Annotated in this window: 15 protein-coding genes; 8 read left to right on the top strand and 7 right to left on the bottom strand. The window is 33.7% G+C overall.

What is annotated here, in order from left to right; translation table 11 throughout:
- Positions 1-78 precede the first annotated feature (78 nt).
- Complete coding sequence (locus tag OPR58_RS06550; RefSeq protein ID WP_406846500.1) at positions 79-2,250, top strand: ankyrin repeat domain-containing protein; 2,172 nt, start codon at positions 79-81, stop codon at positions 2,248-2,250.
- A 41-nt stretch (positions 2,251-2,291) separates the two neighbouring features.
- Here OPR58_RS06550 and OPR58_RS06545 read toward each other — a convergent pair whose 3' ends face one another.
- Entirely contained in the window at positions 2,292-4,373 is a 2,082-nt protein-coding gene (locus OPR58_RS06545) for a cytochrome c-type biogenesis CcmF C-terminal domain-containing protein (protein ID WP_458694763.1), read from the bottom strand.
- A 155-nt stretch (positions 4,374-4,528) separates the two neighbouring features.
- Between OPR58_RS06545 and OPR58_RS06540 the strand changes: the two genes are divergently transcribed.
- A complete protein-coding gene (locus tag OPR58_RS06540; protein ID WP_320109884.1) occupies positions 4,529-5,761 on the top strand; it encodes a hypothetical protein in 1,233 nt (410 codons plus the stop codon).
- 336 nt (positions 5,762-6,097) lie between these two features.
- Here the strand turns inward: OPR58_RS06540 and radC are convergent, their stop codons facing one another.
- Complete coding sequence (gene radC / locus OPR58_RS06535; RefSeq protein ID WP_264375899.1) at positions 6,098-6,778, bottom strand: RadC family protein; 681 nt, start codon at positions 6,776-6,778, stop codon at positions 6,098-6,100.
- 335 nt (positions 6,779-7,113) lie between these two features.
- On the opposite strand from radC, the gene OPR58_RS06530 reads away from it, so the two are divergent.
- Both OPR58_RS06530 and OPR58_RS06525 read left to right on the top strand, forming a co-directional pair.
- Positions 7,114-8,058, top strand: a complete 945-nt coding sequence (locus tag OPR58_RS06530; RefSeq protein ID WP_265022281.1) for an IS110 family RNA-guided transposase — start codon at positions 7,114-7,116, stop codon at positions 8,056-8,058.
- An 808-nt stretch (positions 8,059-8,866) separates the two neighbouring features.
- Positions 8,867-9,973: a D-alanyl-D-alanine carboxypeptidase family protein gene (locus tag OPR58_RS06525; RefSeq protein ID WP_010405178.1), complete on the top strand. Its 1,107-nt coding sequence runs from the start codon at positions 8,867-8,869 to the stop codon at positions 9,971-9,973.
- 32 nt (positions 9,974-10,005) lie between these two features.
- On the opposite strand, the gene OPR58_RS06520 is transcribed toward OPR58_RS06525, so the two are convergent.
- The 4 genes from OPR58_RS06520 to OPR58_RS06505 all read right to left on the bottom strand — a co-directional run bounded on the left by OPR58_RS06520 (position 10,006) and on the right by OPR58_RS06505 (position 14,869).
- The gene (locus OPR58_RS06520; RefSeq protein ID WP_064085792.1) at positions 10,006-11,346 is read right to left on the bottom strand and encodes a DNA recombination protein RmuC; all 1,341 of its coding nucleotides are present in this window, start codon (positions 11,344-11,346) and stop codon (positions 10,006-10,008) included.
- Between the two features lie 263 nt (positions 11,347-11,609).
- Positions 11,610-12,770: a porin gene (locus OPR58_RS06515; RefSeq protein ID WP_265022280.1), complete on the bottom strand. Its 1,161-nt coding sequence runs from the start codon at positions 12,768-12,770 to the stop codon at positions 11,610-11,612.
- A gap of 100 nt (positions 12,771-12,870) precedes the next feature.
- Positions 12,871-13,674: a hypothetical protein gene (locus OPR58_RS06510; protein ID WP_264375901.1), complete on the bottom strand. Its 804-nt coding sequence runs from the start codon at positions 13,672-13,674 to the stop codon at positions 12,871-12,873.
- Positions 13,675-13,846: 172 nt separating this feature from the next.
- Entirely contained in the window at positions 13,847-14,869 is a 1,023-nt protein-coding gene (locus tag OPR58_RS06505) for a hypothetical protein (RefSeq protein WP_265022279.1), read from the bottom strand.
- A gap of 225 nt (positions 14,870-15,094) precedes the next feature.
- Between OPR58_RS06505 and secA the strand changes: the two genes are divergently transcribed.
- The 3 genes from secA (at position 15,095) to OPR58_RS11300 (ending at position 18,327) form a co-directional block, all read left to right on the top strand.
- The gene (secA, locus tag OPR58_RS06500) at positions 15,095-17,746 is read left to right on the top strand and encodes a preprotein translocase subunit SecA (RefSeq protein WP_265022278.1); all 2,652 of its coding nucleotides are present in this window, start codon (positions 15,095-15,097) and stop codon (positions 17,744-17,746) included.
- A 156-nt stretch (positions 17,747-17,902) separates the two neighbouring features.
- On the top strand, positions 17,903-18,151 hold the full coding sequence (locus tag OPR58_RS06495) for a DUF6444 domain-containing protein (protein ID WP_265022268.1): 249 nt from the start codon (positions 17,903-17,905) through the stop codon (positions 18,149-18,151).
- A complete protein-coding gene (locus tag OPR58_RS11300) occupies positions 18,151-18,327 on the top strand; it encodes an IS66 family transposase zinc-finger binding domain-containing protein (RefSeq protein WP_406846499.1) in 177 nt (58 codons plus the stop codon). Before OPR58_RS06495 ends, OPR58_RS11300 begins: the two co-directional genes overlap by 1 nt.
- Before the next feature lie 70 nt (positions 18,328-18,397).
- Here OPR58_RS11300 and OPR58_RS06485 read toward each other — a convergent pair whose 3' ends face one another.
- Complete coding sequence (locus tag OPR58_RS06485) at positions 18,398-19,363, bottom strand: IS110 family RNA-guided transposase (protein WP_265022277.1); 966 nt, start codon at positions 19,361-19,363, stop codon at positions 18,398-18,400.
- A 213-nt stretch (positions 19,364-19,576) separates the two neighbouring features.
- Here OPR58_RS06485 and tnpC point away from each other — a divergent pair, with 213 nt between their 5' ends.
- Positions 19,577-20,536, top strand: coding sequence for an IS66 family transposase (tnpC, locus tag OPR58_RS06480; protein ID WP_320109902.1), 960 nt, complete (start codon positions 19,577-19,579; stop codon positions 20,534-20,536).
- The last annotated feature ends 12 nt before the right edge of the window (positions 20,537-20,548 follow it).

Raw genomic sequence — 20,548 nt, 5'->3', positions numbered from 1 at the left:
ATAGTGGATGTGTTGAATCTGTAACTGTAATTTCCTTAGTTACTTGATTATTGAAGAGGGTATTAAGGTGATTGATCGTTGCATTGTGCTGCTCACAATGGACATAAAGAGATAGTAGAACTCCTATTAGACACGGGGGCTAATGTTGATGCAGTAGATAAAGTTAAGATAACTCCTTTACACGCTGCTGTTCGCTTTGGTTATACAGAGATAATAAAAGTTCTCATAGCAAACGGGGCTAATGTTAATACAGCAGATCAAAATGGGTGTACTCCTTTGCATTGTGCTGCTCACAATGAAAATAAAGAGATAGTAGAACTCCTATTAGACACGGGAGCTAATGTTGATGCAGTAAGTCAGGCTGAGAGTACTGCATTACATCATGCTGTTTCTGCTGAAAATTGCCAAGTGGAAATAGTAAAAGCTATCATAGAAAAGGAAGCTGCTGTTGACATAGCGGATAAATACGGGCGTACTCCGTTATGCTGGGCTATTAGAAATGGCTATTCAGAAATAGCAAGAATTCTACTTGAAAACAAAGCAGATCCTTTATTGGGACATAAAAGTTTTAACACATTAAAGCTCTTGATTGAATTAATAAAAAATGATTTTAAGCACTCTAAGAAAGCAGAAGAAACACAGCAACAAGAGGATGATGAATATGAATTGATTAAATACTCACTGGTACTTCGCAATGACTGTTCTTTAACTGATATTGCTGAAAGAGGTGCATTTGGTAAGTTGATATCTACGTGGCTTGTTGACATGTCCAACTTAACAGAGAGTCAGAAGGAGTTGAATAAAAAATTCTTAAGTACTTTTAAAGACTTTCCACATGTTACTTATAAGGATTATAAGAACGATGTTGAAAAAATTAAAAAATTTTTACTGGATCATAAAAGTAATCAAGATCTAAAAACCATCCTCAACCTTAAAAGAGGAGAATCTAAACTGACAATACTGCATATTCTATCAAGTATGGAATGTAGCAATGCGGGAGAATTAATAGATTTACTGTTGAATTCAGGTGCTGATCCTAATGAAAAGGACGACACAGGAAGAACACCTTTACATTATGCTACTCGTTCTGGTCATTGTGATACAATTATCAAATTGCTTCTAAGGAAAGGAGCTAATCTTGATATAAAGGATAAAAAAGGTAAAACCCCAATAGAATTTGCAGTTAATAATCCCAACCTTAATATTAAAGAGTACTTTTTAACTGATGATGTTATTTATGGAACTTTTCGTAAAAAAACACAAGTTGACTATAATGGAAAAAAGTATTTGTGCAAAAGTGTAAATCTATGGGGGGAGGATTTTCTACTAGATGAGCAAGATCCAGGTAAATATTTTTGTAAATTAGATGAAGTTCAAGACATAAATCAGCTAGAACAGGTTGTAAATGAAGCTATAAAATCTAGGGTAAGGTTCAATCTTACTCGTGAGGGAAATATATATGAAAATACTTATGAGAGTAGGTATAATTTTACAGATTATGTAATAAGAAGAATTAGTGAATTAAAGATTTTTCAAGGTGAAAGGGACATAGAAGTTGCTAGTCGCATAGTATGTAATTTGGTAAAAAGAGGTGCAGTATTTGAAACTCTAAGTAGTATAATTGTAATTGATAAACTAGAGAAGTTTAAAGACCACAAAGCTAATCTTAAAGAAGCACGTAAAAGCTATATACATTACTCTCTAAGGTTTTTGGAAGCTGCAAAAAACGCAACTACTGGTAAGGTAAAAGAGGCAAAAATGGACAACTTCACTTTCTACTTGAAATACTCAAAGAATAGTATAGTCGAGGTTGCAAAAATCATAAATGGAACAGATGAAAGCACAGAATTTCGAAGAGACGTGATAGCAATCGGTGAAAGCGAGACAGAAATTTTAACAGAAGGTGGGGTAAGAAATTATACTGACCTTATAGGTAATATAGTACTGACTTTTCATACTGATTTGGGAAAAGTAGATGCTAGATTGTATTCTGATGTCCAAGATAAAGGAAAAATTATAGTAGAAGTGAGTAACAAGGAGGAAATATTGGAAAAGTTTAAAAATTATAAAGAAGAGTTAGGTGAGAACTGCTTGCTTGGTGGTTCTTCTGTCTACGACGCTATTAAGCAGGGATATTTTAAAAGGCCTGAGGAAGTAGATTCCATATATCATGTAAGTTCTTCATTAGAAAATATATCTTTATTTCCTATTGTACAACAGAACATAGAGAAAATTCGCCAGAAAGGTTAGTGTTGCTTAGCTTAAGTTTAAATTGCAAAAAAATGCAAACTTTATGATACTGAAGGAACTACTTTTTTGCTAGAAGGCAAAGCAGCAAGGAGCGAACCAAAAGCGATAAGAAAGGATCCAAGCCAGATTATAGACATTCCAGGTTTATAGTGCACTTTAGCTGCAATTTTGCTCTTACTCTTATCAATCTCTCCAATTACAACATAAATATCAGAAAATAAATTGTGGTAGATACTGCTTTCAACATTTTTCTGACCTTCCGCAAGGTAAAATCTATATTCAGGAGTTACTTCACCTAATATCTTATTATTCAGCAAATTCCTGATATCCATTGTACCCCTCACTGCATGGAAATTTTTTTCTTTTATTAGCTCAATATTTCGTAAAGTAACTTTAAATTTATTGACTGTTATGCTGTCTCCTATTCCCAAGTAGTTTTCTTTTTTCTCCTGCCAACCAACTGAATAAGATATACCAAGCACTAGAATTGCCACTCCAGCATGAGCAAGCATCATTGCATAGTAGGACTTAGAAACTCTTCTTGCTAATAAAATTGATTCACCAAATGCTACCTTAAATAAACAAATTCTTTTACTATATGCTTCTAAAACAAAGATTAATAATGCTATGGAGATGGTAATTGATAGCACAATCATTAGCTCCATGTGAAAGATAAACGGCAAAATAGCTGCAGCACTACAAAATGAAAATCTATATTCACGGAATATTGGCAATAGACTATTTCCCTGCCAACTGCAGTATTGCCCTATCATGGTGAGCACTAGAATAGCTAGTGCAATAGAGTTAAATAAAGAATTGTAATATGGTGCTCCAACTGAAATTAATTCACCGGTTAAATACTCAAGCACTGTAGGGTATAAAGTGCCAACGAACACGATGAAAAAGGCAGTGATGAATAATAAATTGTTCATCAGCATCATCGTAAGGCGTGAAAAGAATCTTCTACCCTCTGTCACTTGAGTAGCAGATTTCTTTTCAGATTCTAATATCGAATACTGGAAAGATGTGTGATTCTTTCTCGTAAACACTACAAATATTACTAAGCTACTGACTGTAATTACACCAAGTAGAGCTAATATATACAATCCATATCTTGGGTCATCTGCAAACGTGTGCACTGAGGTAAGTATTCCTGAGCGGACTAGAAATGTTCCAGTCACACTCAATATAAAAGTTGTGAGCGTAAGTAAAATAGCAACATTCCTTAAAGTATTGAAATTTCGTACAACGAGCAACAAATGTGTCAGCGCCACTGCAATTAGCCACGGCATCAAAGAAACGTTTTCCACTGGATCCCAAAACCAAAATCCACCCCAACCGAGTTCACGATATGCCCACCAGCTACCCAAGCTGATGCCCAAAGTGAGCAGCGACCAAGAAATAAGTACCCAAGGCCTGACAATTTTAGCCCAAACATTTCCTTCAGTATTTAAAATTAATCCAGCTATAGAGAGCGAAAAAGGAACGCTAAATCCAAGGTACCCCAAATATAATACCGGTGGATGAATAGCAAGGCCTATATCCTGCAATATCGGATTAAAACCCAGTCCATCTGTTTCAATGCCTGGCATTTTAGTGAAGGGGCTGGATTCAAGTAAAGTGAACAGTAAAAAACAAAAGCAAATCAAGCCTTGGGTGATAAGAGATATTTTTTTTAATTTACTATCATTAGTTCGTTCTGGTGTCATTCCAGTGCTTGACACTGGAATCCAGTTTTTATTACACTGCCATTTGATGTACTCATTTGCAATTAAATTGTCTGGATCCCAGTTTATGGGCACTGGGATGACAGAAGGTATATAAATATCCATTAGTAATAAATACATGACAAGCACTAAGGTCCAAAGCAACATAGACCCTTCTTTATTTCCCCAAACACCACAAATCTTATAGATCAAAGGTTTTGTTGTGTGTGAGTGGTAATATACGTTTTCAAGTGAGAAATCATTTTTAATGTGGCAGTAGATCAAAATAGCCATTGATGCTGACACACAAAAAAATATGGCAGAGGAGACGAATCGGTAAGAACTAAACGGTAGAAACAAATACGTTAAAGATAACAAACAGGCTACCAATAACAATATATTCCCAAATTCAGGCATAAGATTCATATAATGATATTACTAATAATAAATTGGGAGTTAAAGTTTTAATATAGGAACAAAGTTAATCTTCAATTATATTAATAGTAAGTAAAAATTAAGCATTAAGCTTTTATACTTTATATTATATAACATTAATATTGTGAGGTAATATTATGGGCACAACTAAGATTAGTGAATTTCTATTCAATATAAAAGGTAAAGTGGCAAAACAACATGCTGAACCAATAATTGAAAAAAATCTCTATACTATTTTAGGATTCAAAGATGTAGAAGATTTAGAATATAAGACAAGTAAGTCCGTTAACAAAAAAATTTGGCAGCTATTTATTGATTGCTTTACAAAGGAAATAGATTATGTAGCAACTAAGCAAGTTGTAAAAAACGTTGTTTGTAATATTGCCAAAAGTGCCCAAGGCAATGCTTTTACTGAAGCTGAAAGCTTAATCTTAAACGAAAAACAAGATAATAAAAAGAGAGAAAGAGCGATTAAAAAAGCTACTAGTATTTTAAAAAAAATCAATCCAGAAAAAGCCTTCAATGAACTTTCAGTAATAAAAAAACAAGCCGAAGATTTTTTACAAACCGATTTTTATAAGGCGCAGAGCAAACCACTGCCAGGATTTGCTACATCTGGTGCGCAGCTTTTTGCGGAAACTTTGAAATATATAGAAACACTAGAAAAATTATCAGAAGTTAAAAAGGAAGATTTAACTAAGAGTTTCCTATTAAATTATATTAGTTCACTGAACAAAAAGTATCCTAAATCACAAGGTAAAAGGGAAGATGCTATACGAATACTATCAAGCGATGAGTTGAAGAATTTTTATAATAAAGGTGTAGAGGAAGGAATACTACAACCGCTGGTATCATATAAAGAATGCAGAAATCTGTATGATAAAATGAGCCAAACAAAGAATGAATGTATAATCAAAAAAGAAGAGCATGAGAAAGCAAGTAAGTCAATAACCAGTATAATTAGTGACATAAAAAAATGTAGAGAAGCAGTCCTTAATTGCAAAAATTTTCAGAGCTCCTACATAAAGGAAAAAGCAGAACACTCATTTAGAGGCACCTCATGTCAAAAAATGATTGATATATATCAAGAGAGAATTGCTGGATATCAGGAAAAAATTCGTCAAAACCTAAACCAAATAAGAGCAATATTAAAAGATACGCCGCAAGATGTGAAGGAAATAATCAATTGTGTGCATGAAGCAGAGCAGTATGATGAAATTTTTGATTCGGCTTTAATTTGTTTACCGAACATACAGAATAAGCTAGATATTCAACCAGAAAATCCCCTAACAGAACTCAGAGCTTCACAAATTAACGTTGAAATTGAGCTAACTAGGCTCTGTGAACAAAATATTAGAGTAAGCATGTGAGTGCTTCAACAAAATTCAAAAAACCAATAAAGACCTCATAAGTCTTATCAAAACAGGAGATTTCTAATAGTGGCAAATACCATGTATTTCTTTCAATTTGCCACTATTACGCCATCTAAATCACACATTGTCTTCCAGAAGGAAAATTTTGTTCCACTGGCAACCACCTCATGTATAGCTTTATAGCTCTTCTCACAATAATCCGAACAGGTCATAATAACATACTGCTGGCCTCTTGGATTATAATAGCTATAAAGACGTTTTTACCTCCGTTCGGACTATTATAAGAAGAGCTATACTTCCATAATAAGAAAAATGGCAAAAGCAATTTTAGATCTACTCTAATAAAAGCCTATTTTCCTTGAAACTAAAATAGCTACTAAATGTGATAATAATATGATCTATTAATTCTATTCCTATGCTTTTGCAAGCTTCTGCAAGCTGTCTGGTGAGAAACATATCGCTACTTGAAGGCTGTATATCTCCACTTGGGTGATTGTGGGATATTACAATCGATGTTGAGCCAATCAAAAGAGCGCGTTTTATGATCTCTCTAACATAAAGAGGAGTTTGATCTATTGTACCAAAGTTTTGTAGATCTTCTGCTATTAGACGATATCTTTTATTCATATAGATAACGCGAAAATTTTCTTTATTAAGGCTTCCTATACTTGCTTTTAAATAATCAAGCAATTTTTCCCAATTATTGATTATAGGTAGGTCCTTTACTTCTTCTCGTGCAGAACGAACAAAAGCCTGTTTAACACAAAAGATAGCAGATATAGCTGCATTACTAACTCCTTCGATATTCTGCAGTGCTTCTAAATCGGCATTAAAAACCTTATTTAAACTACCAAAATTTTCTATCAAACTCTTTGCTACTGGCTTTACATCAATTCTACTATATGCTGAATATAAAATGTGTTCTAAAATCTCATAATCAAGTAATGATTGTCCGTTATCTGAAATAATTCTCTCTCTTAGGCGCTTTCTATGACCTTTTTTGTAATCTTTCATTATTCATGAATTGCTTATCTCTTATAATAAGAAATTGAATTTTTAAGTAAAATATTTAATAAAACACATGAAGCATAATTGTAAATTTTTGAAGACAGCAAATGAAAGTTGTAAGTTAAAAATGTGATATAAAAGAGATAAGAGGGAAAGATAACCCTACTCACTATAGGAATAGGGCTATCACGGGCGTGTGCGACCGAATGAAAGTTGGTATTACAACCGTAGCCATCAAGGTAAACTAGCCCCATCTCTCGATACGTTTGAATAGTTGCATGGGACATATGTATGCACCCGTTTACAATCTTAAATTAATTAAACTATCGAGGTTATTTATTATGATTACATCTTATCAAAATTTCATTGGCATTGATATCGGAAAATTTAAAAATGTTGCTGCAGCTTATAACCAAAGGAGCGCTATCAAGTTTGACAATGATGCTACTGGTTGGCAACAGTTGTTTCAAAAATTTTCAGATATCCTACCTAATTCTCTAGTAACTTTAGAAAACACTGGAAAATATGAGCTTGGCTTAGCACATTTTCTTGTTGATAAGAATGTTGCTGTACATCGAGCTAATACTCGTAAAGTAAAAAGTTTTATCATATCACATGGAACTTTAGCAAAGACAGATCAATCAGATGCAAGAGCCCTTGCTCAATATGGTTTTGAACGCTATAGTGCTCTATCTCTATTTGTGCCTATGTCAAAAGAACAAACCGCCTTAGTTGCACTCTGTCAACGTCGTGATGACATTACACAAATGAGAACTCAAGAGAAATGTAGGCTTGCAGCACCTGAAAACGACTATATAAAGGAAAGTTGCCAAAAAACAATAGACTTTTTTACCAGTCAGATAAATGAGTTCAACGATGCCATACAAAGAATTATTGATAAAAATCCAGAGTTTCAAAAGCGTCAAAAGATCTTGAGAACAGTGCCAGGAATAGGTCTCAAGTTATCACAAGTTTTTGTGTGTCTAATGCCAGAACTTGGCCACCTAAACAAAAAAGAAGTTGCAAGTCTTGCTGGAGTTGCTCCACATCCAAAAGAAAGCGGTAAAACTATTGGTTACCGAAGGATAACAGGTGGTAGGAGCAATGTTCGTGCAAAGCTTTTCACAGCTGCTATGGCTGCTGCAAGATCTAAATCTGCACTTGGTGCTTTTTATTCTGATCTTATTGGTAGAGGTAAAAAGAAGATGGTAGCTATAACAGCTCTAATGCGAAAAATCATAGTAATTGCCAATGCAAGACTTAAAGAAGCAATTAATATGAAATAAAAAATCTGTATAGAAAATAGGTTAACGAATATGTGCGTCTACACACATTTAAAGCACATATTCGTTAACCATAAAATCTAAGCAGTGCTTGCTGTTTGATATAAATTTCTTTCTGTATAAACTAGGGTTTTTGTTGCCAAAATACATTTTTCAATTGAATAAAAATACAAAATTATCAACAAATGAGACTAAATTCAAAAAATTTTAAAAAACATAGTTGATGGCCCCTCTCTTGTCATCCCCTGCTCCCTCCTTCTTGTCATTCAAGTAGCCTCATCCCAGTGTCCCTTCTATATATCATCCCAGTGCTCCTTCTATGTCATCCCAGTGCTTGACACTGGGATCCAGCCTTTCTTACCAACAAAAACCTAGCATAACTTTTGTGCTCAAAAAATTTCCAGCATCAAGTGCTGGCCTGAAGCTTTAGCTGTAAATGTTAAGAAATTTACCAAGCGAAAAAAAAGGCAAAAAAATCCCCGTGTAACGAGTTTTGACCCTATAATAATGTAAATTGGCGCTGTAATAATGTGCTAACGCTTAAAATAAGCGCGTTTTGGCTGAATGTAGAAAAAATAAAAAAGACATGCAGCCGCTATAATTTCTATGTAATTTGCCAATAAATATCTTAGTTTTTTACTGAATTTTTGTTGTTGAACCCGCGCGGATCGAAAACAAGGATAAATACTCTTATTGTCATAATAAGGGGGCTGGCGCAGTTTGTCAAGGAAGTTTTATGCGAGAGATCTATTGAAATGCTCGTGCAAAATCATACTATTAATTAGTACACTATAAATTTAAAATTATAAATATGTTAAGCAAATTAGTAACTTTGCTATTAATTTTTATATTTCCTTTTTACTCATACTCATATCAGTTTAGAACCAAAGCAAAGCAAGCAATTGTCTTAGATTTAGCTTCAGACTCGTTCATTTTTGAACACAATTCCAGGGAAAAAATGGCCCCATCTTCAATGAGCAAATTGATGACTTTATATGTAGCTTTTGATTATCTAAAAGCTGGAATAATAAAAATGGAAGATAAATTTCGAGTAAGTAGAAAAGCATGGGAAAGGAAAGGCTCTTCTATGTTTTTGAAAGAAGGTCAATTTGTTACGGTAAAAGAACTACTTGAAGGAGTTACAATTGCCTCAGGTAATGATGCATGCATAGCGCTAGCCGAGGGTATTGCAGGATCAGAGGAGAATTTTGTTGCTGAAATGAATGAAGTTGCACAAGATTTAAATCTTAATGATAGTCATTTTGTTAACTCAAGCGGGTGGCCAGATGAAAACCATTTTATGAGCGCAAAAGACTTGGTAACACTGGCAAAAAGGATTTTTACTGATTTTCCTGAATACTATGATCTATTCTCTGAACAATATTTGACATATAACGATATTGTACAAAAAAATAAAAATCTTTTACTTTTCCATGATATTGGAGTTGATGGTCTAAAGACAGGTCATACAAGTGCTGGTGGTTATGGCATTATAGCATCTGCAAAACGGAACGATAGAAGAATTTTTGCTGTCGTGAATGGTTTGGACACCGAGAAAGAGCGAATAGAGGAAGCAAAAAGACTAATACAATATTCCTTAAATCATTTTAATACCAAGAAAATATTTGCTAAGGATAGCGTAGTTGAAGAAATAAATATTGTTTATGGAAAAGATAAAAAAGTGCCCGTTACAGTTGCAAACGATGTTACCATAACTTATAACCGCAGATTACATGATAAAATTAAAGTGCGTATTGAGTATAAAGATATGGTACCCGCACCAATTAAAAAAGGTCAAGAAGTGGGCAAAATTTTTGTAGAAATACCTGGTACTGAGCAACAAACTATACCTGTTTATGCAGCAAATGATGTGCAGAAATTGAGCTATATAAAAAAAATTTTTAGAAAGTTGTTTTAATCAGCAAATGTAAGTTAAGGAGACCTGAAATACTAATCTACTTTCAACCTCTCAGCATGTAAACTGCGTGGTAAAGATTCCAACTCTTTTGCAGCAGTGAGTTCTTTATTTTTTGCATGTATACCAAGCTTATTGAATTCTCGGGCAGCAGGAAACACTCTTGCCTCAAGCGAACCAGCAGTTTTATTGTAATGATCAACAGCACTTTTTAAGCTTCTGCGTAAATTATCAAAATTTTCGCCCATTGTGCAGATTCGCTCATATAAAATATGGCCTAGTTCACTTATTTTCTTTGCATTTTCAGCTATCATCTCTTGCTTCCATCCATAGGCTACTGCCCTAAGTAGCGCGATTAAAGTGATTGGTGTTGCAATAATTACTTTTTTTTCTATTCCAATTTCTATCAAAGCTGGTTCACATTCTAGTGCTGCGCTGAAAACCCCTTCTCCTGTTAAAAAAAGCACCACAAACTCTGGCGTATTTTCAAATTGGTTCCAATATTCCTTTCTGCCTAGATCGTTTATATGTTTTTTTATCGCCAGAGAATGATTCTTCAACTTTTCCCTTTGTATCTGCAAATCATTTTGTGACATAGCATCCATATAAGAATCAAGTGGCACTTTAGCATCTATTATTATTTGCTTTCCTGATGGCATTTTTATTATTAAATCAGGACGTAACAAATTATCCTCATTTTTATCAACCACTGAAGCTTGAGTAAAAAAATCGCAATATTCAACCATTCCCGCCATTTCTACCACTCTTTTGAGCTGCATTTCACCCCACTTACCCCTAATGTGAGGTTTCCTCAGGGCGTTAGCAAGGTTAGAGGTTTGACTCATTAATGCTCCAATTTGCTCCCTTAAACCTTCATAGGCCCCTACCCTCTCCTTCTCTAGCTCACGTATTTCACTGTCGAATTTTTCTAATTTTTCTTTTATTGGAGTGATAACTTCGTTGATCGTTGCTTGCCTTTTTTTGAAGTCACTTTCTGTTTCTTTTAGCTTATTATCGATCACTTCTTTTGCTAAGTTCAGAAAATTATTATTGTTTACCTGAAGAGCATCAAGAGAAAGTGCTTTAAAAGTGTTCGTAAGCCTCTCCTCTGCTTTTGTTAGTAATTCTATTTCCTTTTTCTTTTCTTCACGCTCTTTTTGAAGAATTACTTCAAGTTCTGCGTTCCTCACTTTCAAATCAACTATTTCCTTATTTTTATCTACTAAAGACTGTTTTGCCTCTTGAAGTTCATGTTCTACTTTAAGTAAATTCTTCTCAAGATTCTCACTAAATTTTCTGTTCTTTCTTACAACAATATAGAGAAATAGTAGTAAAAAAAGGAAATTCAATACAAAAGCTATAGAATTGAAAAGCATCAGAACACAGAAAAAACCGCACTCACAATACTATCTAATTTTTTTATATATAAAAAAGAAAAAAAGAGCACCTGAAGAGATGCGCTTACTGAAGGGCTTGGTTTGCTAATTAATAACCGTTTTCTTCTACACTTGGATTAGTAACAGAATGTCTTTTTATTGAAAATCTTATGTAATAGTTATTTTTATAATATCAAATAGCACATATATTAACAACTCAATTTTACTCTCATTATTACAATACTTACATACCAGTTACTTCACTAAAAACTTAGCTTCAATCCGGCCAAAAGCACATATCCGGAGTTATTATCTTCCACTGCAAGCTCCTTAGTACTAAATCTTACAATATCAAAGTAATATGAAGTACCAACAGCTAATGGATATTCAAGACTGAAAGCCTGTGATGTTAATTCGTTTGTACCTTTGTCTGCAATATCCCTAACACTATTAAAATATGTTAAGCTCACTTTACGAGAATCAGAATGATAAGCAATACCTGCATTTACATAATGCATATTATTTGTTTCATGACTACGCTTATCACCAGATTTACCACCATTCCCGTACGACAAAATGCAATCAAGTTCAAAAAGCTTTAGTTTCACACCAAAATTCCAGTGTAGTAATTGATTATGACACTGAAGATCGCTAGAATTTTTGTTTGTACAATCAGTTAAATTTTCCCTTGCAAATTCACCAGTCAAAGCAGTAGTAAAATTTATTTCATCTGATAGGGCATTTTTATAGGAAAGACCAGCGGCTATTAAATTATTATATTGTAAATTATTTTTACCTGGAACATAACTGAATCCAAGTTGAAAGTTATGAATTTCAGGAGAAATATAGTTTATCATTGGTTGTTTTAACTTCAGCTCTAGTCCATTATAGTCGCTGTAAACATTGGGTTTTACCCAAAATACCTTGTCCTTATCATACCCAGGGTCATCATCTTTTTTTCCATTACCGCGCAGATTTGCATAGTTTGTCCAATGACCATTTATTCCCCCAGCAGCTGTATAAATTTTTGAAGTGTTAATTAACATACTCTGACTAACTAAACTTCCTTTACCATATTCAAATGATCCAAACTCCTGATTCTTTATGATAAAATACCACTTCTCCATTTCTAACTTTTCTATGTCTAGTGCCTTTAAGTTTGCAATACCAGAAACTCCTGCCTTAACATCAAAACCCATTTTAGTATTTGGATAAACTTGCTGTAAATAAAGCAAGCGCAGGTCTGAATAGCTTGAGGTCTTGTCTTTTGTAGAGCTAAAAGAATCTCTGTTGAAAGCGTAGCCAAATCTTAAATCTATTTTTCCATCTAGTTCTGCATAAAATATCTCCTTATCTAGAATTACCCTAGCATTGACACTCCCTACCACGAATAATAATGAAAATAGTTTGATCAGTAACCTCATAGTTAAGCTTAAATTTTTAATATAAGCTTAATAGAAATAAAAAACAATTCTTATATTGTGTAGAACTTAGATACTACAAACCAATTAATGACAAAAGCGTTTAAGCATTCTTCACACTATGTTTTTGAATTATATTTCCATAAATAATTGATATACTTGGTAACTTTCGCTTTAGTAACTGCTTATTAATGGTAGAATATATACGACTAATTATTTTAGATGTGTTCTTTGCATCACAGTTAATCAAAATAAAAAGCACCTTATTCTCATCAATAAATCCTAGAAAATCATCACTACGGCAATTTTTATAAAAATGCTCTGTGATCATACTCAATGCATCGTTTATCTCATTAAATTTATTATTGAAGCCTATTATTCCTATAACTGCATTAATTTGATATTCAAAGGCAAAATTCAATATGACATATAACTCCAAAATCGTTGAATCATTGTCTGGTATATCAAACAAGTTGTGTTTTTTATATTTCTTACCCATCAGATATTTATCCCTAAACATTGCTAGCTTATGAAACAGGCTAATGTCACGTATCAATAGCTCATAATTAATCTTGCTATTAGTAAATTGAGTTGTGCGAAAAACTTTTACCTTTGTTTTTATATCTTCTCCTTTAGCGTCGATTAAAGAAAAGCCTATCACTTTTGGCAATATATCGGGCAAATCGCGCCCATCTTCAGTATACTCCAAATAGCTTTTCATATCTTCAGCTGCTCTTTTACTTAAAATATTGATTAACGGCTTATTAAGTAAATTCTCTCCCTCACATTTTAATAAATTCCTTGCAGCTTGATTGAGTCCCAAGATTAATACGTTCTTTTTCTCATTATCCTGACAAACAGATATCACAGCATCATCTTTCCTTCTTTCAGTTATAAAATCTTCCATATCTTCTCACATATAACGTATTTATAAGTATAATAAGATTGTATTAAAATTCATTTACCCATTAATATACTTGATAAAGTATAGAAAAATCGTCATGTTGCTGCATGTTCTAAGTCATGATAAAGGAATCAAAATTACAAATATAATTTTGCTTATTCTCTTTATACCTTCACTACAACAACTTATTTTGCTGTATTGGATTAGATGGTTGAATATAACCTAAACTACTGTAACACGATTCTTCGTATGAAGGTAGTAGTTCCTCAAGCGGTGCTGAAGGTTGTACTTTTTCATAATTGTCAGAAGGAAAATTGTCTAATTCTTTATTATTAGTTGCCTTATCCATACATTTTATTGGTTGCTCTATATAGTCTTGTATTTCTTTTGTAAAACTATGATTTAGATAACAACTTGTTAAGTAAGCTACACCTGCTACTGTTAGTGCTAATGCTACAAAAACTAAAGGTGAAGCTCCTATACACCTAAAAACCTTTACTTTATACATACTCATATGAGCAGGTGGGTCAATGGTTGTTGCCAAAAAAATAAAAAAACCAAGTGAAAAAAATATTAACACGAAAATTCCACCCAATGAACAAGATCCTAACGCTACTTCTTTTAATGATTCTTCGTTTTTCTTTTTATTATTAAGGCTTCGATACATTTTATTAACGTTAGTATTGCTAATATAATCTTCTAGTTCTTTTAAAATTTGAGTCTTTAACTCTTCAATCTCATTATCTATTAACGAATAGTATTTTTTATACCGCTGCTTCAATTGAACGTCTAATACTGATTTACCACCATTGAGAAGATTTAAAATGTCTTTTTTGCATAACTCAATCTCCTGAGAAATTTTAGAATCGTTTTGTCCTTTTATATCTTGATCCATTTTATCCTGTAGTTTTTGACCAAAATCTTTAAATACAGTTCTGCAAGAAAGGTGTTTTAATATAATAGGTAAAGCTAGCTCATTTCCCTTACTAAGCAAAGATAAAAGCTTCAAAGTGAAAGAATTAGGTACTGCCTCTCTTGGTAGAATTAAGGTGAAATCTTCCAATACTTGGCAAACTAATTTTATTGAAGAATCTTTAAACCCTTTTGTACCAAATTTTAATGAAGCAAAAAATTCTTCTAATTCTTCAAAAGGACAACTATTTTCCTCTAATTTTACTTTTATAATATTGCTTAACATTGTAACTCCACTAACCGTTTTATACATGTAGCTTAACACTATTTTAATAATTTATTAAGAAAGTTTAATTATTAATTATAATATTTAATAAAATAAATAGACTCTTTTACATTTCATCTGCAAGAATCTTTTCCTTAGTTTGTAAATAAAGATTTTCTGAATCTAATTGCCGCAGGTTACGTTTAGTAATATAATCTCATATTAAATAAAACTTTACCTAAGTTTATGCCAGACTCTACGTTAGTTTTAACAACTATTCTTATATTCTTCATCTTTACGTTGTCACTTTTTTTTATAAAAAGGATATTTGGATCAACGAACAAGAAGATAATAAAATCCTTCAGAAAAATTGCTCAGCAGATTAATGCGCTAGAGCAAGAAATGCAGAGCTTATCTGATGAGGATCTTGCTAGTAAAACTGCGGAATTAAAACAAGAACTGAAAAATGGAAAAACACTAAATGACCTTCTCGTACCTGCATTTGCGGTTGTACGAGAAGCATCACGAAGATTCCTTAACATGAGGCATTTCGACGTTCAGCTAATTGGTGGCATGGTTCTCCATAATGGCATGATATCAGAAATGAAAACAGGAGAAGGAAAGACACTCGTCGCAACTTTAGCCGCATATCTAAATTCTTTAGAAGGAAAAGGTGTGCACGTCGTAACTGTTAACGACTATCTTGCAAAACGAGATACAGAGTGGATGAGTAAATTATATAATTCTCTTGGAGTTTCTGTTGCATTTATTACAAATAATTTGACAGACGACGAGAGAAAAAAGGCTTATAGCGCAGATATCGTATACTCAACAAATAATGAACTTGCCTTTGATTATCTACGAGATAATATGAAATTTTCTCAAGAAGATATGGTTCAGAGAGGCTTCAATTATGCAATAGTAGACGAAGTAGACTCCATACTGATTGATGAAGCGCGTACTCCGCTCATTATTTCTGGCCCACTTGAGGAAAATAATCAGATATATAAGCATATCAATAAAATAGTAATCAAATTAGTTGATTCTGACTATGAAGTCGATGAAAAGAGTAGAGCAGTGTTCCTCACTGAAAATGGCATTTCACGAGTGGAGGAATTACTAAAATCGTATAACCTCATTCCTGAAAATTCCTCGCTCTATGATACTAGCAATATTATACTGACTCATTATATAGATCAAGCACTTCGTGCACATAAGCTGTTTACTGCTGATAAAGATTATATAGTGAAAAACGGTAAGGTGGTAATTATTGATGAGTTTACTGGGCGCATGATGGAAGGTAGGAGATATTCTGATGGTCTTCACCAGGCACTGGAGGCAAAGGAGAATCTTGAAATTCAGCATGAAAGTCAAACTTTAGCATCAGTCACATTTCAGAACTACTTTCGTATGTACAACAAACTTTCTGGTATGACAGGAACAGCAGCAACAGAGGCAGAAGAATTTCGTGATATATATAGATTAAATGTAGTAAAAATTCCAACTAATGTGCCTGTTAAAAGAATAGATGTTGATGATGAAATTTATGGCACAGAAAAAGAAAAATTTAGTGCTGTATTGAAGTTTATAGCGGAATGTCACAAACGCCTTCAACCAGTGCTTGTTGGCACTGTGAGTATTGAAAATTCTGAAAAACTTTCCGATCTTTTGAAAAGCCATTCTCTTAAGCATTCAGTATTGAATGCTCGTTATCATGAACAAGAAGCGTATATAATAGCGCAAGCTGGAATACCAGGCAGCATTACTATAGCAACAAACATGGCAGGACGTGGAACTGATATTCAGCTTGGTGGAAATGTTGAAATGATTGCAAAAATAGAGCTCGAGAAAATAAAAAATGCTGATGAAAGAGAAAAAAAATATCAAGAAATAGTCAAAAGAGTAAAAAAAGATAAGGAAATTGCTATAAAAGCTGGTGGCTTATGTGTTATTGGAACCGAAAGGCATGAAAGCAGGAGAATAGATGATCAATTACGTGGACGTTCTGGCCGCCAAGGTGACCCTGGACTTTCTAAGTTCTTTCTATCACTTGAAGATGATTTAATGAGGATATTTGGTTCTGATAGAATGAGGAATTTTTTGCAAAAAGTGGGACTAAAGAACAACGAGGCTATTCATCATCCATGGATTAATAAAGCACTTGAAAAAGCACAGAAGAAAGTTGAAGTTAGAAATTATGATGTGCGGAAGTCTTTGCTAAAGTTTGATGATGTAATCAACAATCAACGTAAAGTTATTTTTAAGCAGAGAAATCATATTTTAAACAATGAAATCAATGGTTTAGTTGAAGTATATAGTGAAGTAAATGAGGATATAATAGAAGGTATAGTACAAAGTGGTTATTACGAAGATTATGTTGAAGATATTGCAAAAGAATTCCACATAAGATACGGGATAACGCTTAATCTAGAAGAGTTTTTGAATAAACAAGAAGCCTTGGATTATATAAATGACAAGATACAAGAATTTTTTACTGAGAAAGAAAAATATTTCAATAGTCAACAAACTACAGATTTGTGGAATACGATAGTGAAACAAGTGATGATCATGACACTTGATCATTTATGGAGGGAGCACCTTTCGGTCTTAGAGAGCCTAAGACAAAGCATAAATTTGCGTGCCATGGGGCAAAAAGACCCACTGAATGAATTTAAACGCGAAGCTTTCTTAATGTTTGAGTCGATGCTTGAAAAGTGGGGGGAGCTTACCATTCACCGCCTAGCGCACTTTAAGTTGCTAGACAATCAAGAAATAGGCAATAGGTCACGCTCTACTAAAAATAGCAGACTTCCAAAAGTTTCAAGAAATGACAAGTGCCCTTGTAACTCTGGAAAAAAATACAAACACTGTCACGGTGCAGTTGCCGTAGTGAATTAGTTGTTGCAAGCACATTATAGCTGCTATAGCTAACCGAAGTAAGATTTGCCCGAGCACTAAAAAACAAAATCAATGTAACCGTTCACGGAGATAAGGTGGTTTACAAAGTAAGTATAAAAGTGTAAAGAGATAGGAAGCTAAATATGGAATGGGTAAATGACAACAGTGCTGCAAGAAAAGGTTGTAGCAGAAAACGCTAATCTCAAGGAAGAAATAAAAGCACTGATCAGAGAAAATGATAGCTTGAAAGCAAAAATAGTTGAATTAGAAGACAAATTGGGCTTAAATTCGCAAAATTCTCATCGCTGCCACCATCACGAGATATATATCGTAAGAAAGCAAAAAAGAAAAGTGATAAAAAACCAGGAGGTCAGCCAGGACATAAGGTGCATAAGCGTGAATTAATGGCTGCAGACGAGGTAGTGAGATGCACAATTGATACAATTTGTATGTGTGGAGGTAAGATTACTTTAGAAGATGAAATTATTCATCAGAAGGCAGAGTTGCCAGAAATTAAGCCAATTGTAACTGAGTACAGGTTGCAAAGAGGACATTGTAGCAGTTGTGTTAAAAGTCAATAGAAAAATTGATGTAGCTGTGAATAAGTACTTAAAATTTGTGTGGGCGTACTTATTCACAGCTATGCTATTGCTATATAGAAGCAGTTTTAGGGCTATACTCCTCAGTAAACAGTCTACCGTCTCTTACTAAAGAGTTAGCAAGGATAAGTAATTTTCTCATTGCAGCAGTAGAGGTAACTTTATATGGTTTTTTATATTGATTGTATAGCCTATCAAAGAAGATTTTTATATAAGAATTGTACCTTTGCGCACTAAGAATGCACATATGTAAAACCTTTCTAATTTGTGATCTACCACCCTGAATACACCTTTTTCCCTTACTAAAACCACTATCTCGATTAAAAGGTGCAACTCCGGAAAGGCTGGATATTTCTTTATGTTGGAGAGTTCCAAGCTCGGGTAGATAACAAATAAAAGTAATAGCTGTTATTGCACCTACACCAGGTATACTAGTTATTGACATGTACTTTTTTTTAAGCTCTTGATTTTTATCGACTAATTCCATTACCTCATCTTCTAAGACTTGAATTTGATTTTGTAAAACTGCAAGTAGCTCTTCCATTTGTTTGATTATAGATAAATCGGTTACTTGATGAGCTTGGGTTTTTTGTATTTTTGCTATTTCTACTAGTTGATTCCTGCGAGATAATTTTTGCTTCAAACAGTCAATACTACTAACTTTTAAAGGAGTGACACGCATGTCTGTATTACTAACATAACGTGAGATGATGCTACAGTCTATTTTATCAGTTTTAGTAGCAATACCAAGGCTTTTTGCATAATCTCTCACCCATCTTGGTTGAATGACATATACTTCAAAACCATGGCTTAATAAAGTATAAGCACATAATTTTTCGTACCCACCAGTTGCTTCAAGTCGAACTTTGGTTACGTTATGTAAACGCAAAAAGTCGATTATTTGATCAATAGCTTGAACGTTATTTTCAAATACTTTATGATGTCCAAGTGGATGAATATGGATATCTAGTTTATTTTTGCTAATATCAATGCCAGTAATAATATTTGATAAATTCATAATCCCTCCATAAATAATGTGTATACTGCATTTTCCACCCTTATATACGAGCCTAAAAGCTCAACCAGTTGTTCGGAACTTTCAGTATAATAAACCAGAGAGGAGAACCTTGCTGCAAAACGGTCCTTATGACCAAGAGTATGTACGGTTCCTCCTCTCTGCGTGTCTTTATACCGCCATTTCGTGACATTTATAAAGACTTGTTTTTAACATATAAGAGTATGTAATAAAAGAATTACAGCAAATTTACCCGAAGGTGTTGCAAGAGATTTTCTAGGACCCAATGCTAAAACAGTTATAAGCAGCCTTAGCGGCTTTTTTATTAACTCAAAAAGAGAGGTACAGCAAATTTTGGGCAGTATTTTTAATCTAAATATAAGCCTTGGTTTAGTCTCAAATACTGAACGCAGGGTATCGAAGAAGTGTGCATCTGAATATGAGAAAATGAAGGAAGAGTTGCAAGGAAGCGAGTATTTGCATATAGACGAAACAGGGCACAGAAATCAAGGAAAGAGAGGCTGGAGTTGGGTAATAACAAACAAAGCGTTGACACTTCTGAAGGTAAGCGAGTCTCGTGGTAAGAAGGTGTTGAAGAGTTTACTGCCAGAATATGATGGTATAGTTGTGAGCGATAGATACGCTGTATACAACTACTTCAATCGTGAAAATAGACAGATATGTTGGGCACATCTGGCAAGAGATTTTGAGAGATTTGCCCATAGTAAAAATGTTGAAGTGAGCAAAATTGGCCAAGCACTAAAATCGCTCAGCAATAAGGTGTTTGTAGTAGATAAGGCAAAAAAACAAAATTTGATAGATAATTTGAGATTTTATCGACTGGTGCGAAAAATTCGGAAAAGGGTAAAACATTTTTTACGTAAAATGACGAGGGTTGCAAATAGCACTCAAGCTTCAAGAATGGCCGCTAAGATGTTACGATCTGAGGATATGATGTGGAAGTTTTTAAGAAAACCTGAAGTGATAGAAACAACTAATAACCTTGCAGAACGGCAAATTAGACGGTACGTAATTTATCGTAAAAACAGCTTTTTCACCTGGTCAGAACGTGGAGAAAGATTCGTGGAAAGAATGTTGTCGATATTTTTGACATCACGTCTAAATGGCCAGAACCCCTTTCAAAAGCTACAGAATCTAGTAGCTGTCACTGCTTAGTTCTTTAATTCA

The organism is Wolbachia endosymbiont (group B) of Ischnura elegans (genome assembly GCF_947251585.1).
Lineage (GTDB): Bacteria > Pseudomonadota > Alphaproteobacteria > Rickettsiales > Anaplasmataceae > Wolbachia.
Note: the sequence above shows the minus strand (reverse complement) of the source record. Positions and strands in the feature narration are given on the sequence as shown.